This is a genomic window from Flavobacterium zhairuonense (assembly GCF_004352915.1).
GTDB lineage: Bacteria > Bacteroidota > Bacteroidia > Flavobacteriales > Flavobacteriaceae > Flavobacterium > Flavobacterium zhairuonense.
The window spans coordinates 21,391-47,379 of the sequence record NZ_SJSY01000061.1; the positions used below are offsets into that span (position 1 = coordinate 21,391).

General features: G+C 34.1%; 28 protein-coding genes. 9 read left to right on the plus strand and 19 right to left on the minus strand.

The features are described from left to right. Positions 1-8: 8 nt before the first annotated feature. Together EYY60_RS01955 and EYY60_RS01960 are read left to right on the plus strand one after the other, a co-directional pair. On the plus strand, positions 9-1,001 hold the full coding sequence (locus EYY60_RS01955; protein ID WP_132987725.1) for an acyl-ACP desaturase: 993 nt from the start codon (positions 9-11) through the stop codon (positions 999-1,001). 207 nt (positions 1,002-1,208) lie between these two features. Next, on the plus strand, positions 1,209-1,862 hold the full coding sequence (locus EYY60_RS01960) for an HD domain-containing protein (RefSeq protein ID WP_132987726.1): 654 nt from the start codon (positions 1,209-1,211) through the stop codon (positions 1,860-1,862). A gap of 86 nt (positions 1,863-1,948) precedes the next feature. Here EYY60_RS01960 and EYY60_RS01965 read toward each other — a convergent pair whose 3' ends face one another. From EYY60_RS01965 to EYY60_RS01985, 5 genes are all read right to left on the minus strand, one after another. Beyond that, positions 1,949-2,875, minus strand: coding sequence for an alpha/beta fold hydrolase (locus tag EYY60_RS01965; RefSeq protein ID WP_132987727.1), 927 nt, complete (start codon positions 2,873-2,875; stop codon positions 1,949-1,951). Between the two features lie 333 nt (positions 2,876-3,208). Further along, on the minus strand, positions 3,209-3,331 hold the full coding sequence (locus EYY60_RS01970) for a FeoB-associated Cys-rich membrane protein (protein WP_208749444.1): 123 nt from the start codon (positions 3,329-3,331) through the stop codon (positions 3,209-3,211). A 6-nt stretch (positions 3,332-3,337) separates the two neighbouring features. Beyond that, a complete protein-coding gene (gene feoB / locus EYY60_RS01975; RefSeq protein WP_132987729.1) occupies positions 3,338-5,437 on the minus strand; it encodes a ferrous iron transport protein B in 2,100 nt (699 codons plus the stop codon). Then, complete coding sequence (locus tag EYY60_RS01980) at positions 5,437-5,676, minus strand: FeoA family protein (RefSeq protein ID WP_132987730.1); 240 nt, start codon at positions 5,674-5,676, stop codon at positions 5,437-5,439. The genes feoB and EYY60_RS01980 overlap by 1 nt, the downstream gene beginning before the upstream one ends. 103 nt (positions 5,677-5,779) lie before the next feature. After that, positions 5,780-6,445 (minus strand): SCO family protein, encoded by a 666-nt coding sequence (locus tag EYY60_RS01985; RefSeq protein ID WP_132987731.1) that lies wholly within the window; start codon positions 6,443-6,445, stop codon positions 5,780-5,782. Between the two features lie 277 nt (positions 6,446-6,722). Here EYY60_RS01985 and EYY60_RS01990 point away from each other — a divergent pair, with 277 nt between their 5' ends. After that, the gene (locus EYY60_RS01990; protein ID WP_132987732.1) at positions 6,723-8,783 is read left to right on the plus strand and encodes a M13 family metallopeptidase; all 2,061 of its coding nucleotides are present in this window, start codon (positions 6,723-6,725) and stop codon (positions 8,781-8,783) included. Between the two features lie 57 nt (positions 8,784-8,840). Here EYY60_RS01990 and EYY60_RS01995 read toward each other — a convergent pair whose 3' ends face one another. The 14 genes from EYY60_RS01995 to hemA all read right to left on the minus strand — a co-directional run bounded on the left by EYY60_RS01995 (position 8,841) and on the right by hemA (position 20,328). Beyond that, positions 8,841-9,290: a GyrI-like domain-containing protein gene (locus tag EYY60_RS01995; RefSeq protein ID WP_132987733.1), complete on the minus strand. Its 450-nt coding sequence runs from the start codon at positions 9,288-9,290 to the stop codon at positions 8,841-8,843. A 147-nt stretch (positions 9,291-9,437) separates the two neighbouring features. Beyond that, positions 9,438-9,848: a c-type cytochrome gene (locus EYY60_RS02000; protein WP_132987734.1), complete on the minus strand. Its 411-nt coding sequence runs from the start codon at positions 9,846-9,848 to the stop codon at positions 9,438-9,440. Between the two features lie 2 nt (positions 9,849-9,850). Next, on the minus strand, positions 9,851-10,843 hold the full coding sequence (gene hemB, locus EYY60_RS02005) for a porphobilinogen synthase (protein ID WP_132987735.1): 993 nt from the start codon (positions 10,841-10,843) through the stop codon (positions 9,851-9,853). A 116-nt stretch (positions 10,844-10,959) separates the two neighbouring features. After that, entirely contained in the window at positions 10,960-11,847 is an 888-nt protein-coding gene (locus EYY60_RS02010) for a fructose bisphosphate aldolase (RefSeq protein WP_132987776.1), read from the minus strand. Positions 11,848-12,107: 260 nt separating this feature from the next. Next, positions 12,108-13,052 carry a DUF4421 family protein gene (locus tag EYY60_RS02015; RefSeq protein ID WP_132987736.1) on the minus strand — a complete coding sequence of 315 codons (945 nt, stop codon included), beginning with the start codon at positions 13,050-13,052 and terminating at the stop codon, positions 12,108-12,110. 46 nt (positions 13,053-13,098) lie between these two features. Then, complete coding sequence (tnpA, locus tag EYY60_RS02020) at positions 13,099-13,557, minus strand: IS200/IS605 family transposase (RefSeq protein ID WP_132987737.1); 459 nt, start codon at positions 13,555-13,557, stop codon at positions 13,099-13,101. 287 nt (positions 13,558-13,844) lie between these two features. After that, on the minus strand, positions 13,845-14,747 hold the full coding sequence (gene hemF / locus EYY60_RS02025) for an oxygen-dependent coproporphyrinogen oxidase (protein ID WP_132987738.1): 903 nt from the start codon (positions 14,745-14,747) through the stop codon (positions 13,845-13,847). After that, the gene (locus EYY60_RS02030; protein WP_132987739.1) at positions 14,744-15,289 is read right to left on the minus strand and encodes a GNAT family N-acetyltransferase; all 546 of its coding nucleotides are present in this window, start codon (positions 15,287-15,289) and stop codon (positions 14,744-14,746) included. The genes hemF and EYY60_RS02030 overlap by 4 nt, the downstream gene beginning before the upstream one ends. 2 nt (positions 15,290-15,291) lie before the next feature. Then, positions 15,292-15,669: a hypothetical protein gene (locus tag EYY60_RS02035; RefSeq protein ID WP_132987740.1), complete on the minus strand. Its 378-nt coding sequence runs from the start codon at positions 15,667-15,669 to the stop codon at positions 15,292-15,294. Positions 15,670-15,745: 76 nt separating this feature from the next. Next, positions 15,746-16,771 (minus strand): uroporphyrinogen decarboxylase, encoded by a 1,026-nt coding sequence (gene hemE / locus EYY60_RS02040; protein WP_132987741.1) that lies wholly within the window; start codon positions 16,769-16,771, stop codon positions 15,746-15,748. A gap of 89 nt (positions 16,772-16,860) precedes the next feature. After that, on the minus strand, positions 16,861-17,526 hold the full coding sequence (locus tag EYY60_RS02045) for a uroporphyrinogen-III synthase (protein WP_132987742.1): 666 nt from the start codon (positions 17,524-17,526) through the stop codon (positions 16,861-16,863). Beyond that, complete coding sequence (gene hemC / locus EYY60_RS02050) at positions 17,526-18,449, minus strand: hydroxymethylbilane synthase (protein WP_132987743.1); 924 nt, start codon at positions 18,447-18,449, stop codon at positions 17,526-17,528. Before hemC ends, EYY60_RS02045 begins: the two co-directional genes overlap by 1 nt. Positions 18,450-18,544: 95 nt before the next feature. After that, positions 18,545-18,949 (minus strand): GxxExxY protein, encoded by a 405-nt coding sequence (locus EYY60_RS02055; protein ID WP_132987744.1) that lies wholly within the window; start codon positions 18,947-18,949, stop codon positions 18,545-18,547. Between the two features lie 128 nt (positions 18,950-19,077). Next, on the minus strand, positions 19,078-20,328 hold the full coding sequence (gene hemA / locus EYY60_RS02060) for a glutamyl-tRNA reductase (RefSeq protein ID WP_132987745.1): 1,251 nt from the start codon (positions 20,326-20,328) through the stop codon (positions 19,078-19,080). 228 nt (positions 20,329-20,556) lie between these two features. Here hemA and EYY60_RS02065 point away from each other — a divergent pair, with 228 nt between their 5' ends. From EYY60_RS02065 to EYY60_RS02090, 6 genes are all read left to right on the plus strand, one after another. Further along, positions 20,557-21,432, plus strand: coding sequence for an AraC family transcriptional regulator (locus EYY60_RS02065; RefSeq protein WP_111368228.1), 876 nt, complete (start codon positions 20,557-20,559; stop codon positions 21,430-21,432). Positions 21,433-21,436: 4 nt separating this feature from the next. After that, on the plus strand, positions 21,437-21,817 hold the full coding sequence (locus EYY60_RS02070) for an FEKKY domain-containing protein (RefSeq protein WP_132987746.1): 381 nt from the start codon (positions 21,437-21,439) through the stop codon (positions 21,815-21,817). Positions 21,818-21,976: 159 nt separating this feature from the next. After that, on the plus strand, positions 21,977-22,996 hold the full coding sequence (hemH, locus tag EYY60_RS02075) for a ferrochelatase (protein ID WP_132987747.1): 1,020 nt from the start codon (positions 21,977-21,979) through the stop codon (positions 22,994-22,996). 54 nt (positions 22,997-23,050) lie between these two features. Then, entirely contained in the window at positions 23,051-23,599 is a 549-nt protein-coding gene (locus tag EYY60_RS02080; protein WP_132987748.1) for a CopD family protein, read from the plus strand. Positions 23,600-23,738: 139 nt separating this feature from the next. Next, positions 23,739-25,154, plus strand: coding sequence for an ATP-binding protein (locus EYY60_RS02085; protein ID WP_132987777.1), 1,416 nt, complete (start codon positions 23,739-23,741; stop codon positions 25,152-25,154). Positions 25,155-25,164: 10 nt separating this feature from the next. Then, positions 25,165-25,947, plus strand: a complete 783-nt coding sequence (locus tag EYY60_RS02090; RefSeq protein WP_132987749.1) for an enoyl-CoA hydratase/isomerase family protein — start codon at positions 25,165-25,167, stop codon at positions 25,945-25,947. Positions 25,948-25,989 lie beyond the last annotated feature (42 nt).

Consider the following 25,989-nt stretch of genomic DNA (forward strand, 5'->3'; position numbering starts at 1 on the left):
AATAAGTAATGTCTATAAAAAACATTAGATTAGAAGTAATGCAGTTTTTGGAAAAAAACGTGGATAGCTTCGTTGAACAGTATTTAATTCCAGTGGAAAAAATTTGGCAGCCGTCAGACTTTTTGCCTAATTCTGAAGGAGAAAATTTCTTTGAGGAGGTAAAAGAGTTGCGTGAAATTGCAAAAGAACTTCCATACGATTTTTGGGTTACGCTTGTTGGTGACACGATCACTGAAGAAGCTTTGCCTACATATGAATCTTGGTTAATGGATGTAGAAGGTGTAGATCAGGTAGAAAACGGTGGAAACGGTTGGTCGAAATGGATCAGACAGTGGACTGGAGAAGAAAACCGCCACGGAGATCTTCTAAATAAATACTTGTATTTGTCTGGCCGTGTGAACATGCGTGAAATCGAAATGACAACACAGCATTTGATCAACGACGGTTTTGATATTGGAACTGGAACTGATCCATACAAAAACTTTGTATATACTAGTTTCCAGGAATTAGCAACTTATGTTTCGCACAATAGAGTTTCGCAAATTGCAAAGAAATTTGGAGATAACAAGTTGTCTAAAATGTGTAAAATGATTGCAGGAGACGAAATGCGTCACCACCATGCATACAGCGAATTCGTAACGAGAATTTTTCAAGTGGATCCAAGCGAAATGATGTTGGCTTTTCAATACATGATGAAGCAGAAAATTGTTATGCCAGCTCACTTTTTAAGAGAATCAGGTCAAAAAATCAGTTCTGCTTTTGAGCAATTTTCAGATTCAGCACAACGTATCGGAGTTTATACGGCTAATGATTATGTTGATATCATGCAGAAATTGATGAACAAATGGGAAATTGATAAAATTTCGAATTTAACTGACGAAGCTGAAAAAGCTCGTGATTATTTAATGAAATTGCCAGCGCGTATGGCTAGAATTTCTGAAAGATTAGTGATTCCTGCAGAGTCTCATATTTTTAAATGGGTTGAGCCTGCAAGATTATAATTTTTGAAAATTATAGCTTGAAATTTTGAATACGCAACAAAGTTGCAATTTTAAGTAAAGAAATATTTTTATGTTGATTGTCATGGCTTTAACAGCTTTTTGGCAATCAACATTTTTTATAAAAGCAACTGTTTATCTGCTAAATTTGTTTAATCTCCAAAGTCTGTGTGTTAATTAAATTACTCACAAAATGTATAAAATTCTACTATGAATACTTCTGAATTAATCAACAAAACGATCACTTTTGTAAAAGAAAAACTTAATGATGCCGAAGGCGGTCATGATTGGTTTCATATTGAACGTGTTTATAAAAATGCGCTTTTGATTGCAAAAGATACCAATTGCAATCTTGAAATTGTGCAATTAGGAGCCTTGCTTCATGATATTGCCGACAGCAAGTTTCATAATGGAGATGAAAGTATCGGGCCAAAAACAGCACGAACGTTTTTAGAGGCCGAAAACGTTTCAGAAGACACTATCCAGCATGTAGTCGATATCATTGAAAATATCTCTTATAAAGGCGGAAATTTCGAAAAGAAATTCTCATCTGTCGAATTGGATATTGTACAAGACGCGGATCGTCTGGATGCGATTGGTGCAATTGGCGTTGCAAGAGCATTTAATTATGGCGGATTTAAAAACAGAGCCTTGTATGATCCAGAAATTGCTCCTGTTACAAACATGACGAAAGAAGAATACAAAAAGAACAACGCACCAACGATAAATCATTTCTACGAAAAGCTTTTGCTTTTAAAAGACAAAATGAATACTGAAAGAGGAAAACAAATTGCTTCTGAAAGGCATCATTTTATGGAACAGTTTCTTGCTCAGTTTTATGCAGAATGGGAAGGAGTGAAGTAAGGTTTGCAGTCGCAGTCTCAGTTTTCAGTTTCAGCAAAATCTAAGATTCAGTCTTGATTCTTGATTCTTTAGTCTTTTTTCAATTCTCATTTAACTTTGTGAACAAATTTTTCAATCGTGTTTTTAAACTCTTTATTCTGTTCATAATACAAAATATGTCCGCCATTAATAATCTTAATTTCCTGGTTTGGAAATTTAAAGAGGCGATAATGATTCGGGCCAATGTTATTGTCTTTAGTTCCAGAGATTATAAGCGTTGGCACTTTTATTGAAGCTGTTTCTTTTGTGAAATCACTAAAATATAATGGTCCGCTTAGCGCATATTGCGCAAAAGATGAATTTCTTTTTTCGCTATTATCGATGCTGTCTAATTTTTCGACAATAGTTCTGTCGTCAGAGAGCATTTTATAATCTAAATCAGTTTTTTTGATTTTTGTTTTGGCTTCAAAGAAGGTTTTTAATATCGAATCCTTATTTTTTACTGAAAAATCTTCTCCAAGAATTTTGCTCATAAAAGCAATTTGATTTAGAAGTGAATCATTAATGTCAAGTGTGGCATTCAATAGAATTAGACCTTTTACATGCTGAGGATATTTCTCGGCATATTTTGTAGCCAGAATTCCTCCGAATGAATGACCAATTATAAATATTTTTGAGGTTTTAAGATGCGCGCGAATCTCTTCAATATCATTAATCATTCTGTCCATGCTGTAATTGTTGTCAGATGGAGATCCTGATCGACCGCATCCTCTTTGGTCGTAATAACACATTTTTAGTTTGTCTTCTAGGACATTTCCGCCAAATTCTTCAAATGATTTGCTCCAAGCGCCAGGTCCGCCATGTACAAAAATGCAAATTTCGCCTTTACCTGAAACTTTCAAAAACAGCGGAACTCCATCTGAAGTTATGAAAGTATTATTGGATTCTTGCTTTACATCAGTTTTCGTTTGACTGATTGCTTTATGTAGAAAAAGCAGCATAATTAAAAACAGAAAAGGGATTTTTGATTTCATTTGACATGTTTTAAAAACATAAATGTAATTAAAACTGGCAAAGAAAAAACTAATGATTATTTTTCATTACAAAGTAAATTTTCAAAAAAGAACATAAAAAAACAGCTTCAAGATCCCCTTGAAGCTGTTTTTTATTTTATAAGACTCATTATGGCAAACGCGCATAAAAAACCTAGTGAAAACCATAATAATCTGGCAACTCTATTGTCTCTTATAATTTCTTCTCTTTCATATTTTGTCATTTTCGCTGGATTTAATTCGATAAAATTATCTGAAAACAGCGATTGTTATAGTCTTTGGAAGTTTTTAAAATAACAAAAAAAGACTTTTTATTTAACTGCAGCCACAGTTTCCATCACCACAATCCTTTTTCTTTTTAGATTTCCAAAAGAATTTTTTGATCAAAAATGCAACGGCAAATCCTAGTATAGCAAAAGCGATAATTTCCTGAACCATGATTTTTTATTTTAAGAATTGATAAGCAATTAATGCTGATAGATAAGCAAGCGAGCTCATGAATACAAGTTGCATTGCCGGCCATTTCCAAGAATTGGTTTCTTTTTTTGTAATTGCTAATGTGCTGGCACACTGCATTGCAAAAGCGTAAAAAAGCAATAATGAAACGCCAGTCGCAAAGTTAAATACTTTTTGTCCCGTCTCAGGCCGAATTTCTGCCTGCATTTTGCTTTTTATTGTCGATTCATTATCCGTATCGCCAACACTATAAATAGTTGCAAGTGTTCCAACAAAAACTTCACGTGCTGCAAACGAACTGATTAAGGCAATTCCGATTTTCCAGTCGTAACCTAATGGCTCGATTACTGGTTCAATAGCTCTTCCCATTAATCCGATATAGGAGTTTTCTAATTTTTGAGAGGCTACTTCATTTTCAAATTGAATTTCTGTTAATGTTTTGTCGGCAAATCTTTCTTTAACGATAGTTTCGGCTTCGTTGAAATCTTTTCCTGGACCGTATGAAGCTAGAAACCACAAGATGACAGATATTGCCAAGATGATTTTACCAGCTCCAACAATAAAAGCTTTGGTCTTTTCTACAACATTGATCCCAACATTTTTGAAAAGTGGCATCTTGTAACTTGGCATTTCGACTACGAAATAAGTTTTGGAATCAAATTTCAAAACTTTATTTAAAATATAAGCTGATAAAATAGCGGTTCCAAATCCTAAAATATAAAGGCACATCAATGTTAATCCTTGAAGATTCAGAATTCCAAAAACTCGTGTACTCGGAATAACCAATGAAATGATAATGGCATAAACTGGTAATCTCGCCGAACAAGTCGTCAGTGGTGTTACCAAGATCGTAATAAGGCGTTCTTTCCAGTTTTCAATATTTCGAGTCGCCATAATTGCCGGAATAGCACAAGCAGTTCCCGAAATTAAAGGCACAACGCTTTTTCCCGAAAGACCAAATTTACGCATGATTTTATCCATCAGAAAAACAACTCGGCTCATATAACCGCTTTCTTCCAAGATGGAAATAAAGAGAAATAGAAAGGCAATTTGCGGAATGAAAATGATAACGCCACCAATTCCCGGAATAATTCCCTGCGAAAGCAAATCTGTCAAAATGCCGCTTGGCAATTCTTGTGCAGTCCAAGCGCTTAGCGATGCAAATGTGCTATCGATAAAATCCATTGGAATGGTTGACCAGCTGAAAATGGATTGGAAAATCAAAAATAATATTGCAAAGAAAATAACGTAACCCCAAACTTTATGCGTCAATATACGATCTAGTTTTGCACGAATGTCTTTCGCCATTGTGGTGTCAACGTTTAAACCTTCTTTTAAAACATCATTTATAAACTGATAACGTTTAATGGTTTCTTTTTGCTGCAAGCGTTTTAATTCGGAATGCGATTTTGTAAAAGTGCTTCTTATTTCATTTCGATCCAAATTTGAAAAATTTACGTCTTGCGTAATCACAAGCCATAATTTATACAAAAGTTGATTCGGAAAAGCATGCTGTAGTTTTTTGAAATATTCTTCGTCAATTACTGAAGCGTTTAGACAAGGTTCGTGCGGAATTGTTTTATAAGAAACAATCAATTCTTTTAATTCTTCAATTCCTAATCCTTTTCTTGAACTGACTAACGCAATTTTAGTTTTTAGCTTTTCTTCCAAAAGTGGAATATCAAGCGAGATGCCTTTACGCTCCATACGATCAGACATGTTAATGACTAAAATCGTCGGAATTTGGAGATCTTTTATTTGCGTGTAAATCAGTAAATTTCTTTTCAGATTTTCAACATCAGTTACTACAACTGCGACATCTGGATATAATTTGTCGTTTTTGTTGAGCAAAAGTTCGATTACAACACTTTCATCCATTGAGCTTGCGTTCAAACTGTACGTTCCTGGCAAGTCCAGAATATTAGCTTTGATATTATGGGGAAGTTTGCAAAACCCTATTTTTTTCTCCACTGTAATTCCGGGATAATTTCCAACCTGTTGATTTAAGCCTGTAAGCTGATTAAAAACGGAAGTCTTTCCTGTATTTGGATTCCCAATAAGGGCAACATTGATATTCTGAACACTCATTACAAATTGTTTTTGATAAGTTCAACTTCAATTTCACGAGCAGTTTCAATGCGAATCGCGACATGCGAACCGTTTATGTCTAAATAAAGAGGATCCCCAAAAGGTGCAATTTGAATTAATTCGACCAAGCTGCCCGGCAAACAACCCATTTCTAATAATTTTAGAGGAACAAGATCGATATCAAAATCTTTGATAATGGCTTTTTCGCCTTTTTTCAGAGTGTGAATTGTATTTTGCAAGCTTATTTAGATTGAATTTAGATTGCAAAAGTAGGTAATTATTCTTTATTTCAAGGCATTTAACACTCTTGAATATGCTAAATCTTTCTAAAAATAAGGGATTTTACTCTTTTGACAAGAAATCGATGTCTTCTAAAAGACGTTTGATTTCTTCTTTGTTTGTTCCGTCATAAAAACCACGAACACGTCGTTTTTGATCTACCAAAACAAAATTCTCCGTATGAACCATATCATAAAGTTGATCTGGACGGCCTAATTTCACAGCTAGATAAGATTTTCTTGCCATCGTATAAATTTCTTTTTTGTCGCCAGTAACTAAATTCCATTTGCTGTCCACAACATGATGCTTAATTGCATATGCTTTTAGAACCGGAATACTGTCAACTTCAGGAAAAACGGTGTGCGAAAGCAACATTACTTTTGGATTATTCAAAACCGCTTTTTGAACATCTTCAAGATTCGTTGTCATTTTTGGACAAATGGACCCGCAAGTTGTGAAGAAGAAATCGGCAACATAGATTTTTCCTTCATAATTTTTTTGTGTGATTGTGTCTCCATTTTGGTTTACAAACGAAAAATCGGCAATTGTGTGATATTTGCTTTTGTATTGAATCGTACTATCAACTAATTCTGGATTGACATCAGAAGGATTGTAAATCGGAAGTGTTTTTTGTGGTTTTAAAGCCGAATAAAATAGAGATATAGTAACAACCGAAAATATAATTAAAACGATAAAGAATTTGCGGTATTTATAAAGAAGCGATTTCATAAAAATAATTTGGCGCAAAAATACAAAAACAGCTTTTTAATGTCTTAATTATAACGGCTTTTTAACAGAGTGCAAACGTAAATTGCAATCTGTTTTTTCATTTAGTATTTTTTTTAAAACATTTTTGTAACAAAATGATATTTGTGTAGACAAATGTTTAACTGAAGGCATTTAAAAGGATATCTTCGAAAATAATCTGTTTATTATTGATGAATTTTAACATAATATTCAAAATAATAACAATATGTTTGTATATATACTAAAACAATAAATTATAATGATTAAAAAGCTTACTAAACCTATGTTTTGTGTAGTTTCTGCAATGTTTTCATTAACTGCAGTTCAAGCTCAAGATGCAAAACCAAAAGAACCAGGTATCAATATTGCCAATATGGATACAAAAGTGAGTCCGAGTCAGGACTTTTTTCGTTATGTAAACGGAGCCTGGCTAGACAAAACTGAAATTCCTAGTGATAGAACTTCATGGGGAAGTTTTAACGAATTGCGTCAAAAAACTGACGAAAATGCACTTGCTATTTTGAAAGAAGCTTCGAAAAACCCGAAGTACAAATCAAATACTGACCAAGGAAAAGCGATCGCTTTGTTCAACACTATCATGGATACTGTTGGAAGAAACAAAAGAGGCGTTACGCAGCTTCAACCTTATTTGAAGAAAATCGATGCAATTAAAAATGTTGCCGATCTTCAAAATTATATCACTGAAATGCAACTTTCTGGCGGATCAGGTTTCTTTGGAGTTTATGTTGGTGCTGATGCTAAAAACAGTAACAGAAACACTGTGAGCTTAAGCCCAGGTACTTTAGGATTATCTGATAAAGATTACTACAATGCAGATGATAAAGATTCTAAAGAAAAACGTGAAAAATACGAAGTGCACGTAGCTCGTATGATGCAATTTATCGGAGAGTCTCCTGCTAAAGCAAAAGAAAGCGCAAAACAAATTTTGGCTCTAGAAGTTGAAATGTCTGCGCCAAGATTGGACCGTGTTGAAAGAAGAGACAGAAGAAAACAATACAACCCAACTGCTGTTGCTGATTTGAAAAAGAATACGCCTTCTATTCAATGGGAGAAATATTTTGCAGGAATTGGAATGGCAAAATTAGATACCGTAAATGTGGCGCAACCTCGCTACATGATCGCTCTAGAAAAAACTTTTACTGAAAAGAAAGTAGAGGCTTGGAAAGAGTACTTAAAATGGTCATTATTAAACAGAGCAGCTTCAACTTTGACTACAGAGATTGAAAACGCAAATTTTGATTTCTACGGAAAAACATTGACAGGAGCTTTAAAACAACGTCCGCGTGAAGAAGTTGCTTTGCAAGTAATCAACGGAGTAACGGGAGAAGCTTTAGGAAAATTGTATGTAGAAAAATTATTTCCTGCTGAAGCGAAAGAAAAAGCAAAAGACATGATTGCCAATGTTATGCTTGCTTATGAAAACAGAATCAACGCTTTGCCTTGGATGTCTGCTGAAACTAAAGTTAAGGCGATTGAAAAATTGAAAAAATTAACGGTTAAAATTGGATATCCGGACAAATGGAAAGATTATTCAAAATTAGAGCTTAAAGACGTTAAGGAAGGCGGAACATATTTTGATAATATGAAAAGTATTTCAAAATGGGCTTATGCTGAAAATCTTGCTGATCTTTCAAAACCTGTAGATAAATCAAGATGGGGAATGTCTCCGCAAACGGTTAATGCTTATTTCAATCCATCTTACAACGAGATTGTTTTCCCAGCTGCAATTTTACAGCCACCGTTTTACAATTACCAAGCTGATGCTGCTGTAAATTACGGTGGAATTGGAGCTGTAATTGGTCACGAAATCTCTCACGGTTTTGATGATTCTGGTGCTCGTTATAATGCTGATGGAAATCTTGTTGACTGGTGGACTCCTGAAGATTTAAAACAATTTACTGCCCTTGGAGGAGAACTTGCTGCACAATACAGCGCTTTAGAACCACTTCCTGGAATTCACGTTGATGGTAAATTTACTTTAGGTGAAAACATTGGTGACTTAGGAGGTACAAACGCTGCTTATGATGGTTTGCAATTGTATTTGAAAAAACATGGAAATCCTGGATTAATTGACGGTTTCACACCAGAACAGCGTTTCTTTATTTCTTGGGCTACAGTTTGGAGAACAAAATCTAGAGACGAGGCTATTAAAAGCCAAGTTAAAACGGATCCACACTCTCCAGGAATGTACAGAGCGGTTGTGCCAATCCAAAACTTAGATTCTTTCTACCAAGCTTTTGGAATTAAAAAAGGTGATGCAATGTATGTTGAACCAGACAAAAGAGTTAAAATCTGGTAATCTTTAATTTACTCAATATAAAAACGGCGCTGATTTCAGCGCCGTTTTTTTGTTTTATTATTTTATAGCAATATAAATATCAACCTCGGCATTTTCAGGATTTTGAGCTTTTTCTCCATAGACTTCAAAATCACTTGTAAAAGTTCTTTCGAGATTGGATTCCCAAATTCTCAACCATTCATTATAAACGATTCCTTCAGACAGATTTCCTTTTGGAGCAAAGTTTGCATAATTGGAGTTCTCAATTGTTATTCCGATCATCTTTTCAGGAATAAAATCAAAATTATCAACTATACAACCTAAAATTGTGGTGTACGGTTTCGTGTGGTCTTTTTCATAATCTGTATAGATACAGATGATATCCTTGGAAATCTTATTTGGAATTTTTTCGGCAACAGATTCAGATAAAAAAGTATTCCAAAGCGCCGGAATATCTTTTGAGGATTGCCCATTTTCATTTGTTGTTCGTATCGAAATGCCAATTACGTTGAATTTTTGATTATACATGGTGTCTCATTTTTTTGTTATTGAACCAAAATTAATACAGCAAAATGACAACAGTATGTCAGCAGTGAGCAGTGATTTTTAATTTTAAAAGAAAAATAAAAAACGACGCTTATTTGGCGTCGTTTTCTTTATATCGATAAATGTCTCTTATTTCAAATTGCTGTAAATATAAGCTTCAATTGCTTTTAATTCCTCATCAGACATTTCTTTGGTTATTGCAAAGTTAGTCTGCATTACAGCAAACTGACTTGGGTCAACAATTGGTTCTGCATTTCCTTTTAAGAAAGTCGTAATATCACCTTTTTTGTCTTTGTAGGTTTTAGCGATTTCCTGAATACTTGGCCCAATCACTTTTTCCCCCACTTGATGGCAAGAAGTGCAATTTCCTCTTCCTTCAAAAATTTCTTTTCCTAATGCTTCTGGAGTTGTAGCTTTCGCCGATTCTCCTTCGACAGAAGTTTCTGTTGTTCCTTCAGAGGATTTACCAAAAGGTTCTTGACTTTCTTTTTTACATGCGGCAAACGCTAAAACGGCAGATAAGAATAATACTTTTTTCATTACTATTTATTTAAAATTACAGCTGCTTCTTTTGCAAAATAAGTTGAGATAATACTGGCTCCTGCACGCTTAATGCAATAAAGTTGCTCTATCATGATTTTGTCATGATCAAGCCACCCTTTTTCTGCTGCGGCCTTTACCATTGCGTACTCACCAGATACTTGATAAACCGCAACCGGTACATGAACGGCATTTTTTACCTCACGAACAATGTCTAAATATGCCATTCCTGGTTTTACCATTACGATGTCTGCGCCTTCTTCAACGTCTAATAAAGCTTCGCGAATTCCTTCAATTCTGTTGGCATAATCCATTTGATATGTTTTCTTGTCTTTTGGAATATTTTGAGAATCTACCGGAGCAGAATCTAAAGCATCTCGGAACGGGCCATAAAATGCCGAAGCATATTTGGCACTGTAACTCATTATCCCCACGTTATGGTGACCATTTTCTTCTAATGCTTTTCTGATGGCCAAAACTCTTCCGTCCATCATATCACTTGGCGCTACAAAATCGGCTCCGGCTTCAGCGTGGCTTAAACTCATTCTCGTTAAAGCATCAACAGTTGCGTCATTGATTAATTGGCCGTTTTCTATAATTCCGTCATGACCATAAATTGAATATGGATCTAAGGCAACATCGGGCATTACAATCATTTCTGGAACAGCATCTTTAATGGCGCGGATTGTTTGTTGCATCAAACCGTCTTTATTCCAAGCTTCGGTTCCTTTATTGTCTTTTAAATTATCGCTTACTTTTACGTAAATATTAACCGCTTTGATTCCTAAATCCCAAGCTTCTTTTACTTCTTTGATGGTGTTGTCTAACGAATGGCGGTAAATTCCCGGCATTGACGGAATTGCCGATTTTATGTCTTTTCCTTCGGCAACAAACATTGGAAGCATAAAATCCTGCGGACTTAAGCTGGTTTCACGAACTAAAGAACGAATTGATTCATTGGTTCTTAAACGACGATTTCTTTGTAATGGAAACATTTTTTAAATTTTAGATTTTAGAATGCAGATTTTAGATTTTTCTACAATCTTGATTTTTATTGATTTATGTATATCTTTTTAACTTTACGACTTTTGGCTTTCGACTGTTAACTTATTTATGTAATTGAAGCTTCGTAAATTCCTGTAATTGAATTTTTTAGTTTTGAATTAAATTCTTCATCAGACAGGCTATCGGTAAGCCCATCAGATAAGGCGCGCGAGAAACTTGCGATCAATCCATGATTTTGCGAAAGCTTATCATTGGCTTCATTCTGATCATATCCACCGGATAATGCTACAACTCGCACAACATGTGAATCAGACATTAATTCTTTATAAAAATCATGTGCTGTCGGAATCGAAAGCTTCAGCATCACTTTTACATCTTTATCCAATAAACTCAATTGTTTCAGGATTTCCTTTTTCAGAATTTCTTCTGATTTTGCTTTATCAGAACTGTAAATATCAACTTCCGGTTCTATAATCGGAACAAGGCCTTTTTTGAAGATTTGTAAACCGACTTCAAATTGTTGTTTAACGACTTCGCTAATTCCGTCTCTATTGGCTTCTTTTATTACAGAACGCATCTTGGTGCCAAAAATATTTTTTTCGACTGCACGCGTCAGTAATTCATCTAAATTGGCAATAGGTTTCATTAACTGCACTCCGTCCGAAAGTTCAGCAAGTCCTTTGTCAACTTTTAAAAACGGTACAATTTTTTTTTCTTTCCACAAATAATCTGCTGTCCATTGTCCGTCAATTTTACGATCCATCGTGTTTTCAAACAAAATAGCGCCTAGAATATATTTGCTGTCAAAGGCTGGACTTTTAATAATTCTTGTTCTCATTTCGTGTACCAACGTGTACATTTCTTCGTCATTTTTGTAACGGTCTTCTTTTATACCATATTGCGCCAATGCTTTTGGAGTACTTCCGCCACTTTGATCCAACGCTGCGATAAATCCTTTTCCGGAATGCATTTGGTTTAATTGTTCGATGTTCACATTTTCCATAATAATGAGTTTTAGTTTATTATAAATCCGTGTTATTTGAGCATTTTCCTGATTTTAAAATATGTACTTTAGTGTATTTCGTTTTCGACTAAAAAAGCTTTTTAACCACAAATTGCGCAAATTTTCACAAATTATTTTGCGGGAATTTGTGTAATTTGTGGTTGAATTATAATTCTTAACTACAGACTTTCAGTCTGCTTCTTAAAACCTATGGATTAAAAATTCATAGTGATTTAGTTTTTTTATATTAATTAAAGACCAATCTTTTTGTCTATTTTTTCATAAGCCTCTTGTACTTTCTTCGGAGTGTTAAATCGGTATCCGATTGAAAATTTTAGAGTTGAAATATTGTCATTCAGTTCTGTATGATCTTTTTCCTTTCTTAGATAATTCAATGAATTGAGGCTGGCAAAGGCAAAAAAGCGATCGGTATTATAGGCTAGTTTTAGATTTACATCTAATTCATACAGAACGCTTGTGTTTTTATCCAAATCATTGATTCCAATTCCAAAACCAACTCCGGCACCAATTAAAATTCTGTCACTGATTACAAAATTATAAAAATAAGATGGAGCAAGTGATAATGTGTACATATCTCCATCTGAGGAATCTGGCGAAGTGTTGAGGTTTAAATGCGTGTAATAGTAGGAAAGTATCGGAATAAAACTTCCGGAACTTTTGGTTTGCCATTCGTTTTGGTTAATAAGCGTCTTAAAAGAAAACTTATCGTTGAAAATATAAGCTGTAGTTCCGCCAATTTTTGTCGTTCGCATATCTGGCAAAGGTGCTTTTATACTTTCATCGTCGATATAAAATCCTTTTTGATTGATGAAAGTTAAGGATTGCATCCATTTTTTGTGATAAAAACGAGTATTGAAATTGAAGTTTTTAGATCCGGAACTTTCTACATTACCAGGCAGAAATTCAGGTGAAAAACCTATTGTAATATCAATGAACTTATAATTTAAACTGAAGCCAATTTGATCTTTCCGATTTGGAATAAGATCAACGTAAATTTTTTCGCCATCAGTTAATGGAGCTTGGATTTGAAAACTATTTGATGTGTCTAAATAATAAACACTTGCTATAATTTTATCGCCATATGATTTAAAATACGGATTTTGCAAAGAATCATTTTGGGCATAACACCCAAAAAAGCTGGCAAAAAACGATATGTAAATCAGTTTTAGATCCATTTATTTTATTGTAAAATGCCCCAGCGGAGCGATATTTTCTAGATTATTAAATTTCATCAAAAACATATTCATTTTTAAAATCAACATTGAATAATTTTAAAAATTCAATATACTCTTCTTTAAATGTTTTTGTTTTGTGATGTTCCTCTTGATTTTCAATATATTTTATAACATTTGTTAATTGAGAATGACTATATGAAAATGCTCCAAATCCTCCTTGCCATTCAAATTTACCATTAATCCATCTTTTATCATTTATGAATTTTGAAGAATTTGCTTTTATATCTCTTACTAAATCAGATAAAGATTTATCTGGTTTCATTCCCATTAAAATATGAACGTGGTCTGACATTCCATTAATTGCAATTAATTTTTGCTCTTTGTTGGTTATAATGCCAGTTATATATTTGTAAACCTCATCTTTCCAGCTTTTGGAAATTAAATTTTGTCTGCCTTTGATAGCAAAAACAATATGAACGTACAATTGCGAATAGGTATTTGCCATGCTTTTAATTAAAATTATTGAGAAGTAAATCTAATCAATAAATTAATTTTGTAGGATAAATACCTTTTTTTGTTTATGGATAAATATTTCGCCCCGCTGGGGCTATATATCGTCCTATTTTATATTTTGCTATAAATATTTCGTCCCTCTGGGACTGCTTTAGATTATTTTATATTTCTTGAAAAAGCTCCAGCGGAGCAGAATATTTATAGAAATAATTTTGTGACATTGTTCGAAAGCTCCAGCGGAGCGATATAGATATTTAGATATAAATTTCTAATAGAACATTAAACCCAATCAACCGGATTTTCCAACACATTTACCAATTTCTCTTCTTCACTTCCCGCTTCTGCATGATGATCATAAACCCATTGCACGTGCGGAGGTAAACTCATCAATATACTTTCAATTCTTCCGTTCGTTTTTAATCCGAATAAAGTTCCTTTATCATGAACCAAATTAAATTCAACATAACGACCGCGACGGATTTCCTGCCAGTTTCTGTTTTCTGGCTTGTATTCCAAATTTTTCCTTCTTTCCACAATTGGCACATAAGCTTCAAGGAAACTATTTCCCACTTCTGTTACAAAATCGTACCAGTTTTCCATAGACATTTGTTCATTTGCTTTGCAATAATCAAAGAACAAACCGCCAAGTCCGCGGGCTTCATTTCTATGTGCGTTCCAGAAATACGAATCGCATTGTTTTTTATATTTCGGATAAAACTCCGGATTATGTTTGTCGCAAGCCGTTTTACAAGTTTGATGAAAGTGTTTTGCATCTTCTTCAAACAAATAATAAGGCGTTAAATCTTGTCCGCCACCAAACCACTGTTCGATAACTTTACCCGATTCATCATACATTTCAAAATAACGCCAATTGGCATGAACCGTTGGAGTCATTGGGTTTTTTGGATGAAGAACTAAGCTTAATCCGCAAGCGAAAAAATCAGCTTCGCCAACACCAAACATTTTTTGCATTGTTTCAGGAAGTTTTCCGTGAACGGCTGAAATGTTTACACCGCCTTTTTCAAAAACAGCTCCGTTTTCAATAACGCGCGTTCTTCCGCCTCCGCCTTCTGGGCGTTTCCAAAGATCTTCACGGAATTTTGTCGTTCCGTCAACAGCTTCTAATCCTGCACAGATTTGGTCTTGTAAGTTTTGTATGTATGCGTAAAATTTATCTTTCATTGTAAATTATATTCTGATTTAAGAAGCCCGAAATAAACAGTGTTTTGCAATTCGCCATCACCGTTTCTAAATTCGTCTCTTAAAATTCCTTCTTGTTTAAAATTATGTTTTAATGCAATTTGCTGACTTGCAATATTTATTTCTGATGTACAGATAAAAACCTTATTCATCAGTAATTCATTGAAACAAAAATCGAGTGCATTCGAAACCATTTTTGATGTAATGCCTTTTCCTTGAAAATCTTCGTCAATAAAATAACCCAATTCGCATTTTGAAATGCGGTAATCAATAGTTTTTACACATAAATAACCAATTAGATTATTTGTTTTTATATCTCGGGCGAAGAAATAATATCCTTCACCGTTTCTTTCTTTGTCTTTATTAACGGAGATAAAATTTTCTGCTTTTTCTGGTGAGTCAGAATTAGCTAGTGTTACAGGGAAAGTTTTTCCAATGTGATTTTTATTCTTATCAATCAGTTTATAAAACTCTTTAGGAAGAATATTTTCAATTCGGTCTGTTTTCCAATCTGTAAAACTCATTTTTATTTGTTTTTTAGAGAAGCAATTTTAGTATTGATTCCGAAAGAAAAAACTTTGTTTTCTGCCTGAATATATTGATAAACGGCCAAAGCCTTATTATCTAAATTATAGTTTTCAGTTTTAGAAAATTCGACTAAAATATCGGCAAATTGTTCTAATTGCTCCCAATCAAAGGAAAGACGAATCAAGAAAGTAATTAAATCTTCATTCGAAAAATCAAGTAAATTTTCAAGGTTTAATCCGAATTCTTTGAGTTGATTTTCAATTTCCGTTTTTTGTAAAGCATTCAAAGGATAAGGGACAAAAATGAGAGTTCGTAACGTTTTAAGAACGTTATCAATTCTGATTTTTTCTTCGTCTCTTAAACCTTTGTTGAGCATTTTTTAAGTTGTTGGTTGTCGGTTTATGGTTGATAGTATTTTTATCCAACAACTATCAACCATAAACAATCAACTATTATTGCCCGTATTCTTTCACAGCGTCAATAAACGCTTTTGCGTGATCTACAGGGATATTTGGTAAAATTCCGTGACCTAAATTTACGATATATTTATCTTTTCCAAATTCGTCGATCATTTCGTGAACCATTTTCTTGATAGTCGGAATTGGAGAAAGCAATCTTGACGGATCAAAGTTTCCTTGCAAAGTAATGTTTCCACCAGACAAATAACGGGCATTTCTAGCAGAACAAGTCCAGTCAACTCCTAATGCAGAAGCTTTACTTTTACCCATATCGCCAAGAGCAAACCAACAACCTTTTCCGAAAACAATAACTGGAGTAATTTCAGCTAAAGCGTCAACAATCTGGTTGATGTATTTCCATGAAAATTCCTGATAATCAACAGGAGAAAGCATTCCTCCCCAAGAATCAAAAATCTGAACGGCGTTTACTCCCGATTTTACTTTTTCTTTTAAGTATAAAATAGTTGTATCTGTGATTTTTTGTAATAAAGTATGTGCAGCAACTGGGTTTGAAAAGCAGAATCCTTTTGCAGTATCAAAACTTTTAGAACCTTTTCCCTCCACAGCATAGCAAAAAATTGTCCAAGGCGAACCAGCGAAACCAATTAACGGAACTTCATCATTCAACATTTCTTTAGTCAATTTCACAGCGTCAAAAACGTAACCTAAAGTTTCGTTTACATCTGGAACAAAAACTTGATTCACTTGTTCCATTGTACGAATTGGATCTGGAATAATCGGACCTAAATTGTCTTTTAATTCTACGTGAATTCCCATAGCTCTTGGAACTACTAAGATATCTGAGAATAAAATCGCAGCATCTGGAGCAATTCTACGAATTGGCTGAACTGTAATTTCAGCTGCTAATTCTGGAGTTTCGCAACGCGTAAAAAAATCATATTTGTCACGAAGTTCTCTAAATTCAGGTAAATATCTTCCTGCCTGACGCATCATCCATACCGGCGGACGTTGTACTGTTTCTCCTTTTAATGCTCTTAAAAATAGGTCGTTTTTTAACATTTTTTTTTGCTTTAGGCTTTAAGCTTTAGGCTTTAAGCTTGTTTAACTATGATTTTTTTGCTTACGGCATATGGCCTAAAGCGTATTGCTTACTTATATTCGTGAATTACATCTTCAATCACATCTTCAATTGTTGGCTGATCTGCGACGATGATGTTTTTGGTGATTTTTGATAAAGCTTCTGCGGTTGTGTCACCAATGCAGAAACAGATTTGTTTATTGATGGTATTATGTTTTAAATAACTTTTAACTCCAGACGGACTAAAGAATAAAATTGCTTCAGGATTTGCTTTTATTTTCTGAGGTTGAAGCGTAGTTTCATAAACCTGAATTTCATTGAATTTAATTCCGTTTTCTTTTAAAGCTTCTGGCAAAGTATCTCTTCTAAGGTTTCCGCTGAAAAAAGTATAACTTTCATTCCCATAAATCAAAGTGATAATTTCAGCTAAATCTGAAGCATAACCGGTGTAAGCAATTACATTAAAACCATTTTCTTCTAAAAGAGTTTTGGTTTTAAGTCCAACACAGTACACGTTTTTCTTTTTTAATTCTTCTGATTTGGGATCTGATAAAACACTATGAACAGCATTCTGACTTGTAAAAATCAGACTTTCGTTGAGGTCTTTTAATTCGAAAGATTTGTTTTCGGTTTTAATGAAATCGGCTTCGATCAAGTCAACGCCATATTTCATTAGCTCTTGTTTATGAAGAGGAGATAATATTTTTGTAGAGAGTATTTGAACAGGGTTTGCCATTATTTTTTCAGAGATTCTTTAATCTTTTGCATTAATTCCGTTCCGCCATTGTTCAAGATTTCTTGAGCACAGTTAAAACCTAGTTTTTTCCACTCCGAAATATCAACCGTTTTGTCGATTTCCAATTTTTGTTTTCCATCAATAGAAAGTAAAACACCTTGAAAATGCAAAGTATCTTCGTCTTCGTTATAAGTAACCAAAGATCCAATTGGAGCAGTACATCCGCCTTCAAGCGTTCTCAAGAACTGACGTTCGATGTAGGTACAAATTTCAGTTTCGATATCATTTAACTGCGAAAGTGCGTCTAATGTATAATTGTCATTTTCCATTGCCACAACAAGCATTGCTCCTTGTGCCGGCGCCGGAATCATCCAATCTAAATTGATGAAGTTTTCAGGTTTTAAGTTAATGCGCTCTAAACCTGCGGCTGCAAAAACAGCTCCGTCCCAATCATTATCTTGAAGTTTTTGCATACGAGTGTTTACGTTTCCGCGTAAATCAACAACCGTATGATTTGGGTATTTATTGAACCATTGTGCCTGACGACGCAAACTTCCTGTTGCAATGGTACTTGGATTTGTAAAATCAGGATTTCCTTTATGAACTAAAATATCCAAAACATTGGCTCTTGGTAGAACAGCAGCTTGAACAATTCCTTTTGGTAAAGCCGTTGGAACATCTTTCATAGAATGCACAGCAATGTCACAATCTCCATTGATCATAGCAATGTCTAACGTTTTGGTGAAAATTCCAGTAATTCCTAACTCATAAAGAGGTTTGTCCAGAATAATATCACCCTGAGATTTAACAGCCACAATTGAGGTTTTATAACCTAAATCGTTTAGTTTTTTCTCAACAGTGTGTGCTTGCCAAAGTGCTAATTCGCTATCGCGCGTTCCAATTCTGATTGTTTTTTCAGCCATGATTTGTTTTTTACCATTAAGGACATTAAGAGAATTAAGTTAATCTTTGTCAAGAAAATTAAGCTTAACTTTCTTAATATCTTAATGGTTTAAATTTAATCTATTAATCTTGCAAAATGATCATTCACAAGAGGTTTCATTGATTTTGTAATGTTTGTTGTGTTGAAATTTATCAATAAACCTTGAGGTCTTTTTAATAATTTCATATATGTTAATAATTGTGCTTCATGAATTGGCAATAGGTTTTCTATCGCTTTTAATTCTACAACAACACAATCATTTACAAGTAAATCGATTCTTAAATCAGATTCAAATTCGAGATCGTAATAATCAATTTTTACAACTAATTGTTGTTTTACATCATATCCGTTTAGTTCTAATTCATATTTGAGGCACTTCTCATATATGCTTTCCAAAAGTCCAGGTCCTAAAGCTTTGTGCACTTTTATAGCAAAACCAGTAATTTCATAAGCCAATTGTGTAACCTCTTTTTTTGTCATAGAACTTATATTTTTTACCATTAAGGCATTAAGTTAATTAAGCTTTGTGTTCAAAAATAGCTTGGCTTAATTTTCTTGACAAAGCTTGGTCTTAATTTCCTTAATATCTTAATGGTTTAAATTAAAAACTAAGATGCTTTTATTTTGAAGACTTTTTCGATCCATTCGATGCTTTCATCGACCATGGTATCGTCGTCTTTTAAATGATTTGCAAAATGAGTAGTGATTTTTTGAATGATTCTGTTGCTGATGATTTCAGCTTGCTCTTCATTAAAATCGGCGATTTTTTTACTTTGAAAATCTAGTTCAGAAGCTTTAATAGCGTTTAATTTCTCTTTTAAAGCATTAATTGTCGGAGCAAATTTTCGACCTTTCATCCAAGTAACAAATTCTTCTTTGATTTCTTCGATGATCGCTTCTGCAGCCGGAATGTGTAATTTTCTGTTTTCTAGAGTTTCATCTGTCAATTGAGACAAATAATCCATGTGAATTAAAGTTACACCTTCTAATTCCTCTACGTTTTCATGAACGTTTTTCGGAATCGATAAATCCAAAATCAACAAAGGTTTTTTAAGATTTAAAATCGCTTTGTCAACTGTTGGGTTTTGTGCTCCTGTTGCAACAACTACAACATCGGCTTTTTGAAGTTCTAAATGTAATTCAGAGTAATCTTTAACAATCAAATTTAACTTTCCTGCTAATTTCTCTGCTTTATCTTTAGTACGGTTTATTAAAGTGATATGCTCGTTTTTAGTATGCTTTACTAAATTCTCGCATGTATTTCTTCCGATTTTTCCAGTTCCAAAAAGCAAGATGTTTTTGTTGCTGATATCTTCAACATTCTTTAAAATATATTGTACCGATGCAAAAGAAACCGAAGTAGCACCAGAGCTAATCTCCGTTTCGTTTTTAATTCTTTTACTTGCTTGGATAACCGCATTCACCAATCTTTCCATGAAAGCATTCGCTAAACCTAAAGATTTTGAATGGATAAAAGAAGTTTTGATTTGAGATATAATTTCGAAATCGCCTAAGATCTGACTGTCTAAACCAGTTCCTACGCGAAATAAATGATTGATTGCTTCTTGATTTTTGTAAACAAAACCAACTTTTTGAAACGCGTCAACAGAACCATTACTGTTGTCACAAATCAATTTGATTAATTGAAATGGGTGTTCTGCAAAACCATAAATCTCGGTTCTGTTGCAGGTTGAAGTAACAAGTAAACTTTCTATTCCTTCGTTTTTAGCTTGTTCCAGCAATCGCGTCTTTGCAACTGCATCCAAACTAAATTGACCTCTGACCTCAGCATCAGCTTTTTTATAACTCAGACCAACTGAGTAAAAATAAAGGTGTTTCGGTACATTATTGTTTTCCATAAATTCACTTTCATATAAAGTGCTACAAAATTATTACTATAGCATTGATAAAAGTAACGCTAAAAGTACTTTTTATATCGCTGTATGTTTTTTTGAACCTAAATAGGTGTTTTTGAGTAAAAAGGACTACTTTTGTAGCAAAATCAACTCGTTTGAAGTGATTAGTTTAGAGTCGTTCTAAATAACATTTTGAGTTTGTTTTGATTTTCGTTTCAAAAAAATATCGCTATGAGTTCTCAAGAAGTTATAAAAATTGAAGACGACTTTACGCTGATCCGTTTTCAAAATGATGGTTCTGAACCTTTTTATGCACAGCACGAAATAATAGGTACTGGCCTGATACAGTTTCACTTCGGGATAAAAGGAAACGCAAAATTTTTATTCAATCAGGGCAATTACGCCTTAGAATTGAAAGAAGAGAAATCGTTGCTTTTGTACAATCCACAGAAAGAATTGCCGCTAAATTTAGAGCTGGCTCCAAACTCGTGGGCGATTTCAGTAATTGTCTCCATTAAGAAATTTCACGCCTTATTTTCTGCCGAAGCTGATTATATTACTTTTTTAAGTCCTGACAATAAGGATAAAAAGTATTATAACGAAGGAAATATCAGTCCGTCAATGGCAATTGTTTTGAGTCAGTTGTTTCATTACAATCTTCATCCGTCCATAAAAAATCTTTATTATAAAGGAAAAGGATACGAATTGTTGAGTTTGTATTTCAACAGAACCGAAGATCCAAATGCAGAACAATGTCCATTTTTGATTGACGAAGATAATGTTCTAAAAATCAGAAAAGCAAAAGAAATTGTAATCGCCAATATGGCCGAACCGCCTGGATTACAAGAACTCGCAGATGAAATTGGACTGAATTTGAAAAAACTCAAAATGGGTTTCAAACAGATTTATGGTGATACGGTTTATGGTTTCTTGTTCGATTACAAAATGGATTTCGCCAGAAAACTTTTAGACAGCGGTTCTTATAATGTAAACGAAGTTGGTTTGAAAATCGGTTATAGCACAGGAAGTCATTTTATCGCCGCATTCAAGAAGAAATTCGGAACAACTCCAAAGAAATATTTGATGTCGATTAATGCGAATGTTTAATGGAATGAAAAAATTTGTTTTTATAATATGTACTCTCTTCCTAAGTTGCAAATCAGCAGACAATCCGTTGTTGGTTGAATATAAAAATAAAGCCTTACACGATATTAAAGTAGATAGTGTAAAAACATTTACTTATGGTTTGGTGTTTATTTCTCCAGTTGACGCTGAAAGGAAAAATCAAGATAAAATAACTTATAAAAGAGATAGTATATATAAAAAATATGGTTTATACATTCGAAATCTAGGATGTGTTATTGGGGATAAAAAAATGGATAAAGCGACGAAAGTCTATCATCAAATGACAGATGATTACCTCGAAAATAGAAATGGTAAGCAATGGCGAGAAAGAATGGACGAAGAATTAAATAATATTTATAAGAAATAAGAGAATCTTTTATTAAATCAGTTTTATAAATAAGAACATAATCAAAAAGTAATAAATATCATATTTCGAAAAAGTTTCAAATCATACTTTTGCCGAAATTTTTAAAAACAATAAAAAGCTTAAAGCCTAATGCTTAAAGCCTAAAGCAAAAAACACATAATGAAAGGCGCACTTTTAATAAACTTAGGATCACCAGACAGTCCAACACCAAAAGATGTAAAACCCTATTTAGACGAATTTTTAATGGATAAATACGTGATTGACGTTCCGTATTTATTGAGAGCATTCTTAGTTCGTGGAATTATTTTAAGAAAAAGACCGGAAGAATCGGCGCACGCTTATTCTAAAATCTGGTGGAAAGAAGGTTCGCCGCTAATTGTTCTTTCTGAAAGAATGCACAAAAAAGTACAACCATTATCAAATATTCCAGTTTCGCTTGCCATGCGTTACGGATCTATGACAATCGAAAAAGGTTTACAGGAATTAAGCGATCAAGGTGTTACTGAGGTATTGCTTTTTCCGCTTTATCCTCAATATGCAATGGCTTCTACTTTGACTATTTTGGTTTTGGCAGAAGAAATCCGCAAGAAGAAATTCCCTCACATGAAATTTTCAGATGTTCCAGCGTTTTATAATAAACCGGATTACATCAAAAACGTTGCTGATTCAATCAAAAAACATTTACGTGATTTCGATTATGACCAATTGGTGTTTTCGTACCACGGAATCCCAGAGCGCCATGTTCGTAAAACAGATAAAACAAAATCACATAAAAAATTCGTAACCAACGAAATGTGTTGCGAAGTTGGAACTCCAGAAGCTGAATTCTGCTATAGAACACATTGCTACGAAACAACGCGTTTGGTTGTAGAGCAATTGGGAATTCCAAAAGACAAATATTGCGTTACTTTCCAATCCAGATTGGCGGGCGATAAATGGCTTGAGCCTTATACAGATGTTGAAATCGACAACATGCCTAAAAGAGGAATCAAGAAAATTGCGGTTGTAACTCCAGCTTTCGTTACCGATTGTTTAGAGACTTTAGAGGAAATCGCTATGCGTGCCAAAGAAGATTTTGAAGCAAATGGAGGAGAAGAGTTCTTGGCAATTCCATGTTTGAATGATGATGATGAATGGTGCGAGACTGTTGCAAATTGGATTAATGATTGGGCTAAATAGAGAATAGAATAAAGAACAAAGATTTTAGAAGCAAGAGTAAAGACTATAGACTTTATGGAATATTATAATTATTTAAAATCCCTGCACCTTATTTTTGTAATCACTTGGTTTGCGGGTTTGTTTTATATTGTGCGTTTGTTTGTGTATCAAATTGAAGCCAGTGAAAAACCTTCGCCAGAAAAAGAGATTTTGCAAGCGCAATACAAAATAATGGCCTACCGTTTGTGGTACATTATTACGTGGCCATCGGCAGTTTTGGCGAGTATTTTTGCTTTTTGGATGCTGTTTTTTACTGATGCGGGACACATTTGGCTCACACAGTCCTGGATGCACGTAAAATTATGCTTCGTTTTCCTTTTATATTTATATCACGGAAAATGTCATCAGATTTTTAAGCAATTGCAAAATGATGAGGTAAAATATTCGAATAATTTTATGCGTTTATGGAACGAAGGCGCAACGATTATTTTGTTTGCCGTTGTATTTTTAGTAGTTTTAAAAAGTGCCATCAACTGGATTTTCGGCGTAATCGGAATTATTTTATTCTCGGTTTTAATTATGCTTGGATTCAGGTTTTATAAACGAATACGAGAAAAGAAATAATAGTAAATTGTGAATTGTTAATGGTAAATTATAACGCAAACCGAATAATTCATAATTTACAATTCACAATTTATAATTAAGAAAAATGCTTAACTTCAAAATGTCAATGCTTTCGCTTCGTACCAGGATTTTCCTGTCGATGATTGTATTGATTGTTGTGGCATCTTTTTTATTGGCTTCGATTTCGATTATTCAGTTTAAAACCGAGGCTAAAGAATACCATCAGGAACGTTTAGAACGAAAAGAAAATGCCGTAAAAGAACATATCCAATATGTGCTTTCTACGACTACTTATCCGTTGAAAACCCAAAATCTGGATTTAATTTTTAAAGATAAAATCCATGAACTGGCGCAAATTCACAAAATCGAAATTAATATTTACAGTCTTGACGGAAAACTTCTAAAATCTTCAAAAGAGTCTTTCGCCGTTGATAAAGCGCCGCCGCCAATTCCGGAATATATTTTGAAATTGGTTCGTTCTTCGATTGAAAAACGATTTGTAGACATTAAAACAATCGACGGAGTTAAAAACAGATCTTCATACAGTTTAATAAAAGACGAAAAATTCAAACCACTCGGAATTTTAAATCTTCCCTATTTAGAAGATGACGGTTATTATGACAATGAGTTGAATACTTTCTTGATTCGTTTGAGCCAAGTATATTCTTTCATGTTGATCGTGGCTTTCGGATTGGCATATTTCCTTTCAACGTATATCACTAAGTCATTAAAAACCATTTCAGATCGTTTGGAAGAAACTAACCTGGATCAGAAAAACGAAAAAATCGTTCTTGAAGCAAACAGCAAAGAAGTCAATTTCTTGATAAAAGCGTATAACGGAATGGTGGATAAATTAGAAACCAGTGCCATCAAATTAGCGCAAAGCGAACGTGAAGAAGCTTGGCGCGAAATGGCCAAACAAGTAGCGCACGAAATTAAAAATCCGCTTACGCCAATGCGTCTGACGGTTCAGAGTTTCCAGCGAAAATTTGATCCAAATGATCCGGATGTAAAACAGAAAATGAATGATTACTCCGAAACCTTAATTCAGCAGATTGATACCATGACAGCTGTTGCTTCGGCATTTTCGAACTTTGCATCGATGCCGGCGCAGCAAAACGAAACTTTGAATGTCGTTGAGGTAGTTGAATTGGCTTTAGATATTTTCAATGAAGAGTATATTTCTTTTGAAAAAGAAGAAGAAGAAATCATTTCCAAAATGGATCGTACACAGTTGATACGTGTTATTACCAATTTGGTTAAAAACGCCACTCAAGCAATTTCAGAAAGTCAGTTTCAGAAATCTATCGTTGTGTCAGTAAAAAGACGAAACGATCATGTTGAAATTGATGTTAAGGATAACGGAATTGGAATTCAGAAACAAGATATCGGCCGAATCTTCGAGCCTAAATTTACTACCAAGACCAGTGGTATGGGACTTGGACTGGGAATTATCAAAAACATCATCGAAAATTACAAAGGAACAATTACCTTTGAATCAACATACGGAAAAGGAACCACATTTACAGTTTCGTTGCCAATCACAAATTCTTAAAATTAACATCATGGATTACGAAAATATTTTAATTGCAATAGAGGAGAGAATTGCAACAATTACGATTAATAGACCGGCAAAATTGAATGCTTTAAACAAGGAAACAATTAGCGACTTGAGTAAGGCAATTAAATTATTAAGCAAAAATGATGATGTCCGTGTTATAATTTTGACTGGAAGTGGCGAAAAAGCATTTGTTGCCGGAGCTGATATTTCAGAATTTGCCAATTATACTGTTGTTGAAGGGGCACAGTTAGCTGCTGAAGGACAAGAATCACTTTTTGATTTTATTGAAGGACTTAAAAAACCAGTTATTGCTGCCGTTAACGGATTTGCGTTAGGTGGCGGATTAGAATTGGCAATGGCATGTCATTTCAGAATTGCTTCTGATAATGCTAAAATGGGACTTCCAGAAGTCACTTTAGGATTGATTCCAGGTTATGGAGGAACACAGCGCTTGCCTCAGCTGGTAGGAAAAGGCCGTGCAATGGAATTGATTATGACTGCAGCGATGATTACTGCCGAACAAGCAAAAGAGTATGGTTTGGTAAATCATGTTGTGCCTCAAGAAGAGCTTTTATCATTTACAAATGTAATCGCTCAAAAAATTATTAAGAATGCGCCATTTGCAATCGGGAAAGCGATAAAAGCAATAAATGCGAACTTCAAAGACGGCAAAAATGGTTTCGATACCGAAATAAAATCATTTGGAGAATGTTTCGGAACTCAAGATTTTAAAGAAGGAACAACTGCCTTTTTAGAAAAACGTAAAGCTGAATTTACAGGAAAATAATTTTCTTAACCGCAAAGGTCGCTAAGATTTACGCTAGGCTCG